Below are 13,887 nucleotides of genomic sequence, written 5' to 3'. Positions count from 1 at the left end.
ATTTATTCTTGTTGCGGTGATCTGGGGTTTGGGGGCAGTGATGCGTACCCCGCGCGCTGCACGGTGGATCATGATTGGTTTACTATTGGTGGCGGTAATTGTCGTGCATCTGGTCTTTCCTGACGATCATCCGTTGCGGGCAGCCATCGGTGGCAATGCAGCGATATGGCTTATTTTTGTGACAATTGGCGGGTTGATTTGGGCCTATTCGCAGGTGATCTCGCGCTTGCGCACACGCACTGGCGTTGATGAAAATAAGCAGTCTCAGCCAGCAGGCCAACCCGGCAGCTTTTCCGAGACGGAGCTGAACCGCTATGCCCGCCACATCACTCTGCGAGAGATCGGCGGGGCAGGGCAAAAGGCGTTGAAGAATGCCAAGGTGCTGGTTGTCGGGGCAGGTGGGCTTGGCGCTCCGGCTCTGCAATACCTGTCGGCTGCAGGGGTCGGAACCATCGGTGTTATTGATGCCGACACTGTCGAAAACACGAACCTGCACCGTCAGGTCATCCACAAAGATGCGTCGATCGGCATGCCTAAGGTCTTTTCGGCTCAGGCCGAGATGGAGGCGCAGAATCCGTTTGTCACCGTGCGCCCGTATCATCGCAGGTTGGATGACAGCATAGCTGTCGAATTGATTGCTGAATACGATCTGGTACTGGACGGCACAGACAATTTCGAAACGCGCTATCTGGTCAACGCAAGCTGTGTCAAAGCAGGCGTGCCGCTGATCTCCGGTGCGCTGAGCCAATGGGAAGGGCAACTAAGCGTATTTGATCCAGCCCGTGGTGCGCCCTGCTACCAATGCATTTTCCCTAAAGCCCCCGCAGCCCACCTTGCGCCCAGTTGCGCCGAGGTGGGTGTGATCGGGCCGCTACCTGGCGTCGTGGGCGCGATGATGGCGCTTGAGGCAATCAAGGTGATAACTGGTGCGGGCGCTGCTTTGCGCAGCCAGATGGTGATCTACGATGCGCTTTACGGTGAAAGCCGCAACATCCGCATCACGCCGCGCAGCGATTGCCCCATCTGCGCGCATATCTCCGCCTGAATATTGTATCCCCCACACGGCATTCTTAGTTTGAGTGCAAAGGAGACAGCTTATGAACACCCTGCTGCAAGACTGGAAAACGCCTTTTGGCATCGCGCCATTTGACAAAGTCGCGGATGAAGACTTTGCACCCGCGCTCGAAGACGCGCTGAAAGCCCACACCGCCGAGATTGACGCGATCGCCAGCAATCCAGAGCCCGCTGATTTCGCCAACACGGTTGAAGCGCTTGAGACTGCCGGTCATCTGCTTGATCAGGTCTTGGGCGTTTTCTTCACCGTTGCAGGTGCCGACAGCACGCCGACGCGCGAGGCGTTACAGCGTGATTTCTCACCCAAGCTATCGGCCCATTTTTCCGAGATTTCCAGCAACAAGGCACTGTTCGAGCGGATCAATGCAGTGTGGGAAACACGCAATACGCTAGACCTGACTGACGAACAGGCGCGGGTGCTGATGCTGACACACCGTGGTTTTGTGCGGTCCGGCTCTGCGTTGACCGGCGCGCAAGAAGCGCGGATGAAAGAGATCAAAGGCAAACTTGCGGTGCTGGGCACCCAGTTCACGCAAAACCTGCTCGCGGATGAGCGGAGCTGGTTCATGAAGCTGAGCGAAGCCGATCTGGAGGGCCTGCCGGAGTTTGTCGTCGATGCTGCCCGTGCTGCGGGTGAAGAGAAGGACGCAGGCGGCCCGGTGGTCACGCTCTCGCGTTCGATCATTACGCCGTTTTTGCAATTCAGCCCGCGCCGTGATCTGCGGGAAGCGGCATTCAAAGCATGGGAAGCACGTGGCGCAAACGGTGCCGAGACGGACAACCGCGCGATAGCCGCCGAAACGCTGCACCTGCGCAAAGAGCGTGCCGCGCTTTTGGGCTATGACAGCTTTGCTGACTACAAGCTGGAAACCGAAATGGCCAAAACGCCGGATGCGGTGCGCGAATTGTTGATGCAAGTCTGGGAACCTGCATCGGCGCAAGCAAATGCGGACGCCGAGGTTTTGCAGCAGATGATGCGGGATGATGGCGTGAACGCCGAGCTGGCCCCGTGGGACTGGCGCTATTACGCAGAGAAAAGGCGCGCGGCAGAGCATGATCTGGATGAGGCAACCCTTAAGCCTTATTTCCAGCTGGACCGGATGATCGAGGCGTCGTTCTCATGTGCAAACCGTTTGTTCGGGTTGGAGTTCAAGCCGCTTGATGTGCCTCTTTACCATGCGGACTGCCGCGCATGGGAGGTCACCCGTGACGGGGCGCATGTGGCTGTGTTCATCGGTGATTATTTTGCGCGCGGTTCCAAGCGGTCCGGTGCTTGGTGCTCTGCCATGAGATCCCAAGCCAAATTCCCTGAGGTCCAGACGCCTGTGGTGATCAACGTCTGCAATTTCGCCAAAGGCGATCCGGCGCTGTTGTCCTATGATGATGCGCGTACGTTGTTCCATGAATTTGGCCACGCCCTGCACCAGATGCTGTCCAACGTGACCTACGAAAGCATTTCGGGTACGTCCGTGGCGCGCGATTTTGTTGAGCTGCCCAGCCAGTTGTATGAACATTGGTTGGAGGTCCCTGAAGTGTTGGGGGAATTTGCCACACACGCCAAAACCGGTGAAGCCATGCCGAAAGAGTTGCTTGATAAGGTCCTTGGTGCTGCCACCTTCGACATGGGCTTTCAGACGGTGGAATATGTGGCCTCTGCGTTGGTTGATCTGGCGTTCCATGAAGGAGAACCACCTACCGACGTGATGGAAAAACAGCGCGCTGTGCTGGAAAGCATCGGGATGCCATCGGCCATCACCATGCGCCACGCAACACCGCAGTTCGCGCATGTGTTTTCTGGGGATGGCTATTCCAGCGGCTACTACAGCTACATGTGGTCCGAAGTAATGGACGCCGACGCCTTTGAGGCGTTCGAGGAAGCAGGCGGAGCGTTTGATCCGGAACGTGCGCGTGCACTGGAACAGAACATTCTTTCCACCGGTGGCAGCCGCGATGCTGCGGAGCTTTATGTCGCGTTCCGCGGCCGCTTACCGGGAGTTGAGGCGTTGCTCAAAGGGCGTGGGCTGATCGCCGCTTAATAGCCTAGCGCGCGATCGACGAGGTTCAGATAGGCTTCGCCTGCTTCACCACGGCGGATGTTCTCGACGATCGCGCCGCTTGCCGTGCTGGCGCGGGTTTCAGCGGCAATGTGAGGGGTAACCGTGACATGGGGGTGCGCCCAAAAGGGATGCTCCTGCGGCAAAGGTTCAATCCGGAAGACATCAAGCGTTGCGTGCGCGATCTGCCCGCTGTCGAGGGCGTCTATGAGGGCTGCGTCATCAATCAGCGGGCCGCGGCCCGGATTGATGATGAATGCGCCACGGGGCATCAGGGCCAGCGTTTCGGCATTGAAGATGTCGGTTGTCGCAGGGGTGTCAGGCAGCAGAGTGACAGCAATATCTGCACGGCTGAGTGCTTCGGCAAAACCCTCCTCGCCATGCAGACAGGTAACGCCTTCTACGGATTTGGGGCTGCGCGACCATCCGGTTACACGAAAGCCAAGACCAAGAAGTGCGGCGGCACAGGCTGTGCCAAGCGCGCCCAGACCAAATATCACCACTTCACGTTCTTGCGCCAGCGGTGGGGCTTTTGTGCTCCATTCGTGAGATGGGTTCACGATATGCGCGTCCATCCCCAAATGATACCGCATGACGTGGCCAGTTACCCATTCCACCATCCCCTTTGTCAGGCCGGGATCGACCATTCGGGCAAGCGGGATGTGTAGTGTTGCGTTGCCCGTTATTTTCTCCACACCGGCCCATAGGTTCAAGACCGCCTTGGCGCGCGTATATGGGGTGAAATCCTGAAGATCGCTGTTGGGTGCGTAGATGATGTAATCCACCTCGGCAGGTGGGATGTCCTGCGCCAGATATGCGTCGATCCCGGCGGCTTTCAGGGCGCTGCGCAGGGCGGGTTCATAGGTTTCCCAACGTTCGGAACGGGCGGCAAAAAGAACATTGATCATTTCGCAAACGCTCCCTTCATATCGGCAAGCCCTTTGACTTCGATCGGGTTGCCTGACGGATCCATAAAGAACATTGTCGATTGTTCTCCGGGCTCACCGGGAAAGCGGGTCTGCGGCTCAAGCACAAAATCAATGCCTTCGGACAAGAGCCTGTCTGCCAATGCGCGCCAGTCCGCGAATTCAAGCACAACGCCGAAATGCGGCATCGGTACTTTATGATCGCCTACCAGTCCGGTGGCGGCCACGGAAAACGGAGTGCCCAAATGGCACGAAAGTTGATGTCCGAAGAAATCGAAATCTACCCAAGTATCTGTGCTACGCCCCTCTGCACAGCCGAGCAAGTCACCGTAAAATGCGCGGGTCTGGTCAAGGTCGACGACGTTGAAAGCAAAGTGAAAAATTGACATGAGCAAGCAGCCTTATCTGACGTGTTTCGCCCACAGATACCCCAGCATGGCAAACATGCAAAGACCCGCCTCAGCGCGGTCTATGCACGTGGGCTGATTGCACCAGACCAAACGCCAGCATCAGCACAAGCATGGCTGATCCACCATAGCTTACCAGCGGCAACGGCACACCCACGACGGGGGCCATGCCCATCACCATCGACATGTTGACGGCGAAGAACAAAAAGAAGTTCAGCGCAATGCCCAAGGTCAGCAAAGAGGCGAAGCGATCTTTGTTCATGATCGCAGATGCAACGCAAAACACGATGATCAGACCATAAAGAACAAGCAGGGATATCCCGCCAACAAATCCGAATTCTTCGGCCAGTGTCGTGAAGATAAAGTCAGTGTGTTTTTCCGGCAGGAAGTTCAACCGTGATTGCGTGCCCTGCATGAACCCACGGCCGGTCCAGCCACCGGAACCAAGAGCAATCTTGGATTGCGCAATGTGGTATCCGGTGTTCAGCGGGTCCGATCCGGGATCAAGAAAGGTATCAATTCGCCGGAACTGGTAGTTCTCGATCAGTTGCCATTCGGTGCCACGCGACTGGAATACCGCGGCAATCAGGGCAACGCCGGCGGCAATCACGGTCGCGAAGTAGGCCCAATGCACGCCGGCCAGAAACATGAGCCCACCCCCCGCAGTCAGCAGCAGAATCGCGGTGCCGAGGTCGGGCTGTTTCACAACCAGAAAGGTCGGAACGATAATAATCAGCACTGGCAATAAGACCCAAAGCGGACGCGAGATTTTCTTGGGCGGTAGCCAATCGTAATAGGCGGCTAGAAACATGACCAAGGTGATTTTCATCATCTCGGAGGGCTGCAGGCGAAAGAAGCCAAGATCAATCCAGCGCTGTGCGCCCATCCCCACTTCGCCGAATAATTCGACCCCGATCAATAAGATCACCGATACCCCGTAGGCAACACCGGCAAGGTTGCGCCACATCCAGATCGGGACCAACCCCACAGCAATCATCAAGGCCAAGCCAAGGGAAAAACGCTTCATCTGCGGTTCCGCCCAAGGGCTGTAGCTGCCTCCGGCTACCGAATAGAGCATTAGAAAACCGGCACCTGCCACCGCAGTCAGCAACAGGATCAACGGCCAGTTAAGGAACAGAACCTTGCGCAGGCCAGTCGGGACAGACTTTACCGTATACTCAAGATAACTCATGCTTGATCCTTGCCCTTTTTGATGCGGGCATCGGGCTGCACATCCCTCAGTTCGCGCTGCTGGGTCTTGATACGTGCCCGATCTGCTGTCGGATAAGCCTCAAGCGGGGGCTCGCCCTCATAGAGGGCCTGCAACATCACATCGCGCGCAATCGGCGCCGCCGCAGAAGATCCGCCGCCGCCATGCTCAACCAGCACGGCGCAGGCATATTTGGGCGCGTCATAGGGGGCGAAGGCAACAAAGAGCGCATGGTCACGCTGCTCCCATGGGACTTCACTATTGTTGACCACAGCAGAGCGCACCTGACTTGTGCCCGTTTTGCCAGCCATGCGCATGCCATCGGCGATGATACGGCTGCGATATGCCGTGCCACGTCGGTCGTTAACCACCGAATACATGGATTTGCGCATCTTGCGTAGGTTGCTGTCTTTCATATCCAAGGGGCCGTTGCCTTTGACTGGCTGCTCGATCCCGTTGACCGATTTGATCAGCCGTGGCGTCACCTCGCGCCCCGTGGCAAGCCGCGCCGTCATGATGGCCAGTTGCATCGGTGAAGCGAGCATAAAGCCCTGACCAATCGAGGCATTGACGGTATCGCCGATGACCCAGTCTTCACCACGTTGGCGCAGTTTCCAGTCTTTCGTCGGCGTCAGGCCGGAGTTTACAGAACTAAGCGCCAGATCGTGCTTGATGCCTAAACCAAAGCGATTGGACATGGCTGAAATCTTCTCGATCCCGACCTTCAGCGCCAGATCGTAGTAATAGACATCGCAGGACGATTTAAGCGATGTTTCCAGATCAACCCAACCGTGGCCTGCGCGTTTCCAGCAGTGGAAGCGGCGCCCGCCGACCTCAAGATGGCCAGGGCAATAGACAGTCTCGTCCGGTCCGATAATGCCAGCCTCGATCGCGGCCATAGCGGTCATCATCTTGAAGGTCGAACCGGGGGGATACGCGCCCTGAACAGTCTTGTTCACCAAGGGGCGGTAAATGTCGTTGAGCAGGGGATCATAGTCTTTTGACAAGATGCCGCCAATGAACAGGTTGGGATCGTAGGACGGGGCAGAGCAATTGGCGACGATGTCACCTTTCTCGCAATCCAGAATAACAACAGCAGCGCTTTCGCCGCTCAGGCGGGCTTGTACATAATTTTGCAGTTTTGCGTCGATTGTCAGTTGCAGATCCGCGCCGGATTGACCTTCGCGGCGCTCAAGCTCGCGCATGACGCGGCCTGTCGCGTTGACCTCAACCTGACGGGTGCCGGCCACCCCGCGCAGCAGCGATTCTTCGCGCGCTTCGACATTGATTTTTCCGATCTGGAACCGCGGGATGCGCAGCACCGCATCGGGGTTTTCCAGCGCTTCGAGATCTTTCGGGCTGACGCTTCCCACGCGCCCCACCACATGAGCAAAATCAGAGCCGCGCGGATAAACGCGGGTACTGCCCACCTCTGGTGACACACCGGGCAGGGCAGGGGCATTCACTGAAACCGCGCTGACGGCATCCCAGCTGACGTTTTCGGCAATTGTGACGGGCAGGAAGGGGGCGGAATTATCCGATAGTTCTTCAAGCGCCCTGTCGGTCTGCTCAGGCGACAGATTTATCAGATCGGCAACCCGCTGCATCACAGAGCGGTAATCGCCTGCATCTTCGCGCACCATGACAATCCGATAACTGGGCACGTTTTTGGCCAGCTGCATACCGTTGCGGTCAAAGATTTCACCGCGAACCGGTGGGATCAGGCGAATATTAATGCGGTTCTCTTCGGCGAGAAGACGAAACTGGTCGGCCTGATCTACTTGCAGATACCGCATCCGCGCCGCCAGCCCGCCCATGAACAACAGCTGTGCCCCGCCCAGCAACGCGGCGCGGCGGCTAAGCTTCGTGTGGCTTGCGTCTGTTTCGGCTCTGCTGCGTCTCATGCATTCTGCCCCATTATCATTCTACCCGCGACCGCCCAGCGAATCGAGTTCGCCGGGGGCGGCACGTCGGACACCCATTAATGTGCGGGTGACAAACACGACTGCCGGATAGAACAGTATCGTCATGCCCAGTTCTATCATGCTCAGCCTAAGCTGGGGTGGCTGGACCAGAAGAACAGATAGCACAATCCGGTTCATCAGCAAAATGCCGATCAGCAATAACGAAACCGCGATCCATTCCGCCCCGAAGGTCGCGTCACGCAGCGATTTGCTGCGGTTGCTCAGATTGTTGCAGGCCAGCAGCGCCAGCAAGGCCCACAAACCCGGTGGGCGCTGTAGCAGCAGGTCATTCAGCAAGAACAGCGCTGCCAACAGCAATGCCGGTACATAGTCAGGCCGCCGCAGTGACCAGGCAAAGGCAAAGGCGATCAACAGATCGGGGCCGACCCAAACGCGATCTGTTCCCTGATCCAGAAGCGCACGCAAGCGTGCTTCTGCGGGATCGATCGTTTCAAGTGGCGGAAATAATTCGGGCGAAAACAGGCTCACTGGCTGCGTATCAATTGGCAGTAGGTGAAAAAACAGCAAGAGCAGAGCCAAGGCAACAAAGGCACTGCGCATCAGCCAGAGACGGGCGGTAGAGAGATCGTCCATGGCCGTTAATCCGTAGCAGCGGGCGGTTCACCTTCCGCCGCTGGTAGTGGGGTGTTGCGTGGGGCAGTTGCGATGACCGAAGGCGAATTGACCACGGCGTCCGTGCCGTGGTGACGAAGCACGCGCAAGAACTCCAACCGTTCAAAATCCGCAGCAAGCCGGACGCGAAGCCGCCCGCTTGGGTCAGCGGCGATCTGTCCGATCAGCAGACCTGCCGGAAAGACGCCGCCGTCACCAGAGCTGATCACGCGGTCACCGGGGCGCACCAGATCGGGGTTTTCAAGGAAATCAATCGGCGGCGCGGCAGAGTTGTCGCCTGCAATAATCGCGCGCTGACCAGAAGGCTGTATCACTGCCGGTATGCGGCTCGACGTATCGGTCAACAAGATGACCCGAGCGGTGTTTTCTCCGACACCTGATATCCGGCCGACAAGGCCAATGCCGTCCATGGTTGCCCAGCCTTCAACCAATCCGTCGCGGGCACCTACGTTTAGCAGAACCGACTGCCGGAATGGCGATCCGGAATCGGCCATCACAACGCCGGTCACATAGGTTAGGCGCGGATCAAGCCGAACATTGTTGAGATCAAGCAAGCGCGCGTTCTCCTGCTCTAGCTGCAAGGCCGCTTCTTTCCACGTCTGCATCCGCCGTAGTTCCGAACGCAGTTCCTGGTTTTGTTCGGTCAGTCGCTGATAGCTTTGGAAATCACGTAGCAGGTTCACCGTGCCTGTGACCGGCGCCATGGCCCAATCAAGGTTTGGCACCAGCTTGTCGGTTACTTGGGCGCGAAAGCGTTCTACGCGCGGGCTGTCGATCCGCCACAGCAAAAAGATAGCCCCCAAAACCAACACAAGCACCGCCAGCAATAGGCGGCGCAGCGGGCCGGTATAGTCACTGGACTGTGATCGATCTCTGGCCATGACGGCGTGACGCCCTCCTCAGGCCTGCTTTAGCTGTCGTAGTCGATAGCGTGCCGCAACTGCTTCTCGTACTCAAGCGCTTTGCCCGTTCCGAGCGCCACACAATTCAGCGGCTCATCCGCGACAGAGATGGCCAGACCGGTCTGCTCGCGCAGCGCCAGATCCAGATCACCCAACAGCGCACCACCACCCGTCAGCATCACGCCGCGGTCAACGATATCGGCAGCAAGGTCAGGCGGCGTGGTTTCAAGCGCGGTCATCACCGCTTCGCAGATTTGCTGAACAGGCTCTGCCAGCGCTTCGGCAATCTGGGCCTGCGTGACTTCGATTTCTTTCGGTACACCGTTCAACAGATCGCGTCCGCGTACCTGCATCGAGGTGCCGCGCCCGTCATCTGGCATACGCGCAGTGCCGATAGATGTCTTGATCCGCTCGGCTGTGGTTTCACCGACCAGCAGGTTCTGCTGACGCCGCAAATAGCTGATGATCGCTTCGTCCATCCGGTCACCGCCCACGCGGACTGACCGCGCGTAGACGATATCGCCAAGAGACAGAACTGCGACCTCGGTTGTACCGCCACCGATATCAACGACCATGTTGCCGGTTGGATCGGTGATGGGCATGCCCGCGCCAATCGCCGCCGCAATCGGTTCGGCAATCAGGCCTGCACGGCGTGCGCCGGCGCTGAGCACAGATTGACGGATTGCGCGTTTTTCAACCGGCGTGGCACCATGAGGCACGCAGACGATGATTTTCGGTTTAGAAAAGGTCGAGCGTTTGTGCACCTTGCGGATGAAGTGTTTGATCATCTCTTCGGCAGTGTCAAAGTCGGCAATCACACCTTCACGCATGGGGCGGATCGCTTCGATGCTGCCGGGTGTACGACCCAGCATCAGCTTGGCATCTTCGCCCACAGCCAGCACTTTTTTCACGCCGTCTTTCACGTGATAGGCGACCACTGAAGGCTCTGACAAAACGATGCCTTTGCCCTTTACATAGACCAGTGTGTTCGCAGTCCCCAGATCAATCGCCATATCAGACGAGAACAGACCGCGCAGGTTTCCAAAGATCGACATGTGGGCAACACCTTGCAAAATACGAATTTGCCCGCGACTCTGAGATACGCAGGCTGCGTCCTTATAGGGGCGGGGTGCGGTGGTTTAAAGGGGGTGTTCGCCACGTTTCGGCGTCTTTGTGCCGCTTGAACTGTCGCGACAGCGGGTCATATTGGCGGATAAGATAGCAGAGGTGACAGAATGAAGAAGATACAAACACTTGGTGTACATCACATAACCATAATGGGCGCCGACCGGCAGACAAGTATCGACTTTTGGGAGGGTCTGCTAGGTATGCCGTTCCTGTTCGATCAGCCTAATCTGGATGATCCGGACGAAGGGCACCTTTATTTCGATCCCGGCGACGGGCGTTTGATCACCATCTTTACAAACGAAGATCGCAAGCCTGTTCACAGTCGCACGCCAACTGATGCTGGCTGCGTGCACCACCTCGCGTTTGAGCTTGATCGCGCGATGTTTGATCAGGCGATTGCGCGCCTTGAAGCCCGCGGCATCGGCAATTCGGGTGTCAAAGACCGCGGATTTATGCATTCGATCTACTTCAAAGATCCTCTTGGTCTGCTGATTGAACTGGCTTGCTATACCTTCATCCCGCCGCGCGGTTCCAGCCACGCCGAAGTGATGTTGGAAGCGCATAAATTGCGTGTTGCCCGTGGCGATAAGGCGATAGATCGCGAGCATTTGGCGGATGCGAGCGTTATGATCGTGGAGCGGTCGCAGGGCTCATTGAGCGAGGACCGCGGGGCGAAGAACCCCTACAGATAACGCTGGGGGTTCGGTCGAGGATATAAATCCTATCGCTGACGGCAGGACTGCGTTCAGCGCGGTCCTTACGGGTCTTCCGATGATACTTCGCTTGAAGTTCACCATGATCTTTTCAGAAGGTTGAACAATTCCGTGAGTATCGGGCTGTCTTTTCGGCGATCCAAAGTATCAAAGCACAGGCAGGCAGGCACCGAAACAGCATCGCACACTGCAAGGCCAAAGGATTGCTTTTGATGCAGCGCAATGGAGTCGCGGCACAAGCTTAGCCCGATACCGGAGCGAACCATTTCTAACATCGAAGCCTCTTCATCGACACATGCAACTACATCCAGTCGGTCGTCCACATCGTCATAAACTTTGGATAATAGGCGATGATGGACAGAGGTTTCGGGAGTTCCAATCCAAGGGAGTGTCGCGAGCGACGACCAGTCAGCGTTTTCAATCTTCTGTTGCCATCCGACCGGACCGATGACGCGGTAGGTGAAATCTGCAAGCTTGATGGCGTGTACGGGATCTTCGCTTTCTGATCCCATCTGCTGTAGATCGTCAGGTCCGCACAAATAAAAGCCCGCATCAACCCGGCCCCGTTTCAACCAGGCCAGAATATCTCCGCTGACACCATGCGTCAGTTCGGTTTCGATGTCCGGATGCTCTGTTCTCAGGCGGGCCAGCAAGCGGCCCAGCCGGATGAATTCCGGGTCAACGATCGTCCCGATTTTGAGCTTGCCGCTGACCCGACCAGAGCGTTGCCGGGCACTGCGGTGAAAATCGGTCATTGCTTCCAGAATATGTTCGGCCTTTGACAGCACCGCAGCCCCATCATGACTGATTTGTAAGCCGGTCGCTGTACGCGTGAACAACGCTATTCCCGTTTCCTCACCAAGCCGCTTTATCTGATGGCTGATCGCGGGTTGCGTAAGGTTAAGCACTTCTGCGGCGCGTGAAACGCTGCCTTCCCGGGCGACGGTCACAAACGCCAAGATGGTGTTAATGTTTGAAAATCGGTCCATATCAAATTTTCTAATATCGCTGTGTGGCAATTGTCATTAGGTTTTTGGGATGCTGTCGCTCACTGATCGCTGGAATTCGCGTTCCGGCAGGAGACTTTGCCGAAGGATTTGCTTTGCACGCAACCAGAACTGTCCGCTCGGCATCCCGCTCTTTGCGTGATCTAAACTGTAACGACTGATGGATGGGAGCGAAAATGTCCGAAGCTGCAAACAGGTTTGACTATATCGTAATCGGCGGCGGCTCTGCGGGGTGCCTGATGGCAAACCGGCTGAGCGCTGATCCGGAAAACCGTGTGCTTCTTCTGGAAGCAGGTAAGCCGGACACCTATCCATGGTTTCATATCCCCGTCGGCTACCTTTACTGCATTGGCAACCCGCGGGCCGACTGGATGTATAAAACCGAACCTGACAAGGGCCTGAACGGGCGTAGCCTTTTGTACCCGCGCGGCAAGACGTTGGGCGGCTGTTCCTCTATCAACGGCATGATCTACATGCGCGGTCAGGCGCGCGATTATGACAACTGGGCTAAGCTGTCCGGTGAGGAGGCGTGGAACTGGGAAAACTCCCTGTCCGATTTTATGGCCCATGAGAACCACTACAAACTGGATGATGGTGCCGATCCTGTGACAGGCGACAACAGTCGCTTTTCGGACATGCACGGCCATGGCGGCGAATGGCGCATTGAAAAGCAGCGTTTGCGTTGGGATGTGTTGGACAGTTTCGCCGATGCGGCCACAGAAACCGGCATCCAGAGAACCGACGACTTCAACAGCGGTGATAATGCCGGTGTCGGTTACTTTGACGTGAACCAGCGTTCCGGCTGGCGTTGGAATACCTCCAAGGCGTTTTTACGTCCTGTTAAAAAGCGCGAGAACCTGACCATCTGGACCGAAGCGCAGGTGGAAAAACTGACATTCGAAAAGCAGGACGGGGACAAGCTCCGCTGTGTGGGGGCCAAGGTCCACCGTGAAGGTATGCCCGTCACTGTAACCGCCGCGAAAGAAGTTGTGCTGTCAGCAGGAGCCGTGAACTCCCCGCAGATCCTGCAACTTTCCGGCATCGGACCCGCAGCTTTGTTGAAAGAACACGGCATCGACGTGGTCATGGATCAGCCCTTTGTTGGTGAAAACCTGCAAGACCATTTGCAAATCCGCGCAGTGTTCAAGGTCAAGGGCACAAGCACGATGAATATGCTGGCGAACTCTCTGGTGGGCAAGGCAAAGATCGGTCTGGAGTACTTGCTGAAGCGCTCCGGCCCGATGAGCATGTCACCCAGCCAGTTGGGTGCTTTCACACGCTCTGATCCAAGCCGGACACATGCCAATCTGGAATACCACGTGCAGCCCCTCAGCCTTGAGGCTTTTGGCGACGATCTGCACGATTTTCCGGCCATCACAGTCAGCGTCTGTAACTTGAACCCGACCAGCCGTGGGTATGTACGGATTGCATCTGCGGACTTCCGCGATGCGCCGAAGATCACGCCGAACTATCTGGACACAGCGGACGACCGCAAAGTCGCTGCAGACAGCCTGCGTCAGGTGCGCCAGATTATGGCCCAATCTGCGATGCAGCCGTATGAGCCGGAAGAATTCAAGCCGGGTGTCGCATATCAGACCGACGACGAACTGACGCGGCTTGCGGGGGACATCGCCAGCACCATTTTCCATCCTGTTGGAACCGTGAAAATGGGGCGCGACGATGATGAAACAGCTGTTTTGGACCCATATTTGCGGCTGAAGGGTGTTTTGGGGCTGCGCGTTGTGGATGCCTCCGTCATGCCGGAAATCACCAGCGGCAACACCAATTCGCCTACAATCATGATCGCCGAAAAGGCTGCTGGCTGGATTCTGGCCGGTCAGTAGCCGACCGCACCAATCAAAATTTTGA

General features: G+C 57.0%; 12 protein-coding genes. 4 read left to right on the top strand and 8 right to left on the bottom strand.

Annotation, left to right across the window (positions count from 1 at the left end):
* Positions 1–40 precede the first annotated feature (40 nt).
* A complete protein-coding gene (locus K3757_RS16185; RefSeq protein ID WP_260001301.1) occupies positions 41–1,045 on the top strand; it encodes a molybdopterin-synthase adenylyltransferase MoeB in 1,005 nt (334 codons plus the stop codon).
* 52 nt (positions 1,046–1,097) lie between these two features.
* Complete coding sequence (locus K3757_RS16180) at positions 1,098–3,110, top strand: M3 family metallopeptidase (protein WP_259997044.1); 2,013 nt, start codon at positions 1,098–1,100, stop codon at positions 3,108–3,110.
* Here K3757_RS16180 and K3757_RS16175 read toward each other — a convergent pair.
* The 7 genes from K3757_RS16175 to K3757_RS16145 form a co-directional block, all read right to left on the bottom strand.
* Positions 3,107–4,036 (bottom strand): glyoxylate/hydroxypyruvate reductase A, encoded by a 930-nt coding sequence (locus tag K3757_RS16175; RefSeq protein ID WP_259997041.1) that lies wholly within the window; start codon positions 4,034–4,036, stop codon positions 3,107–3,109. The two genes, K3757_RS16180 and K3757_RS16175, sit on opposite strands and share 4 nt — an antisense overlap.
* Positions 4,033–4,443 (bottom strand): VOC family protein, encoded by a 411-nt coding sequence (locus K3757_RS16170; protein ID WP_259997039.1) that lies wholly within the window; start codon positions 4,441–4,443, stop codon positions 4,033–4,035. The genes K3757_RS16175 and K3757_RS16170 overlap by 4 nt, the downstream gene beginning before the upstream one ends.
* Positions 4,444–4,513: 70 nt before the next feature.
* Positions 4,514–5,653 carry a rod shape-determining protein RodA gene (gene rodA, locus K3757_RS16165; protein ID WP_259997034.1) on the bottom strand — a complete coding sequence of 380 codons (1,140 nt, stop codon included), beginning with the start codon at positions 5,651–5,653 and terminating at the stop codon, positions 4,514–4,516.
* Entirely contained in the window at positions 5,650–7,575 is a 1,926-nt protein-coding gene (gene mrdA / locus K3757_RS16160) for a penicillin-binding protein 2 (RefSeq protein WP_259997033.1), read from the bottom strand. The genes rodA and mrdA overlap by 4 nt, the downstream gene beginning before the upstream one ends.
* A 21-nt stretch (positions 7,576–7,596) precedes the next feature.
* A complete protein-coding gene (locus K3757_RS16155) occupies positions 7,597–8,229 on the bottom strand; it encodes a rod shape-determining protein MreD (protein ID WP_259997025.1) in 633 nt (210 codons plus the stop codon).
* A 5-nt stretch (positions 8,230–8,234) separates the two neighbouring features.
* On the bottom strand, positions 8,235–9,149 hold the full coding sequence (gene mreC / locus K3757_RS16150) for a rod shape-determining protein MreC (RefSeq protein ID WP_259997024.1): 915 nt from the start codon (positions 9,147–9,149) through the stop codon (positions 8,235–8,237).
* Between the two features lie 29 nt (positions 9,150–9,178).
* Positions 9,179–10,225, bottom strand: coding sequence for a rod shape-determining protein (locus tag K3757_RS16145; protein WP_259997022.1), 1,047 nt, complete (start codon positions 10,223–10,225; stop codon positions 9,179–9,181).
* A 180-nt stretch (positions 10,226–10,405) separates the two neighbouring features.
* Between K3757_RS16145 and K3757_RS16140 the strand changes: the two genes are divergently transcribed.
* On the top strand, positions 10,406–10,990 hold the full coding sequence (locus K3757_RS16140; protein WP_259997021.1) for a VOC family protein: 585 nt from the start codon (positions 10,406–10,408) through the stop codon (positions 10,988–10,990).
* A gap of 98 nt (positions 10,991–11,088) precedes the next feature.
* On the opposite strand, the gene K3757_RS16135 is transcribed toward K3757_RS16140, so the two are convergent.
* Entirely contained in the window at positions 11,089–12,000 is a 912-nt protein-coding gene (locus tag K3757_RS16135) for a LysR family transcriptional regulator (protein WP_259997020.1), read from the bottom strand.
* 194 nt (positions 12,001–12,194) lie between these two features.
* Between K3757_RS16135 and K3757_RS16130 the strand changes: the two genes are divergently transcribed.
* Positions 12,195–13,862, top strand: coding sequence for a GMC family oxidoreductase (locus K3757_RS16130; protein ID WP_259997019.1), 1,668 nt, complete (start codon positions 12,195–12,197; stop codon positions 13,860–13,862).
* The last annotated feature ends 25 nt before the right edge of the window (positions 13,863–13,887 follow it).

Source organism: Sulfitobacter sp. S223 (genome assembly GCF_025143825.1).
In the GTDB taxonomy this organism is placed as follows: domain Bacteria; phylum Pseudomonadota; class Alphaproteobacteria; order Rhodobacterales; family Rhodobacteraceae; genus Sulfitobacter.
This window is presented reverse-complemented; position numbering and strand designations above follow the sequence as displayed.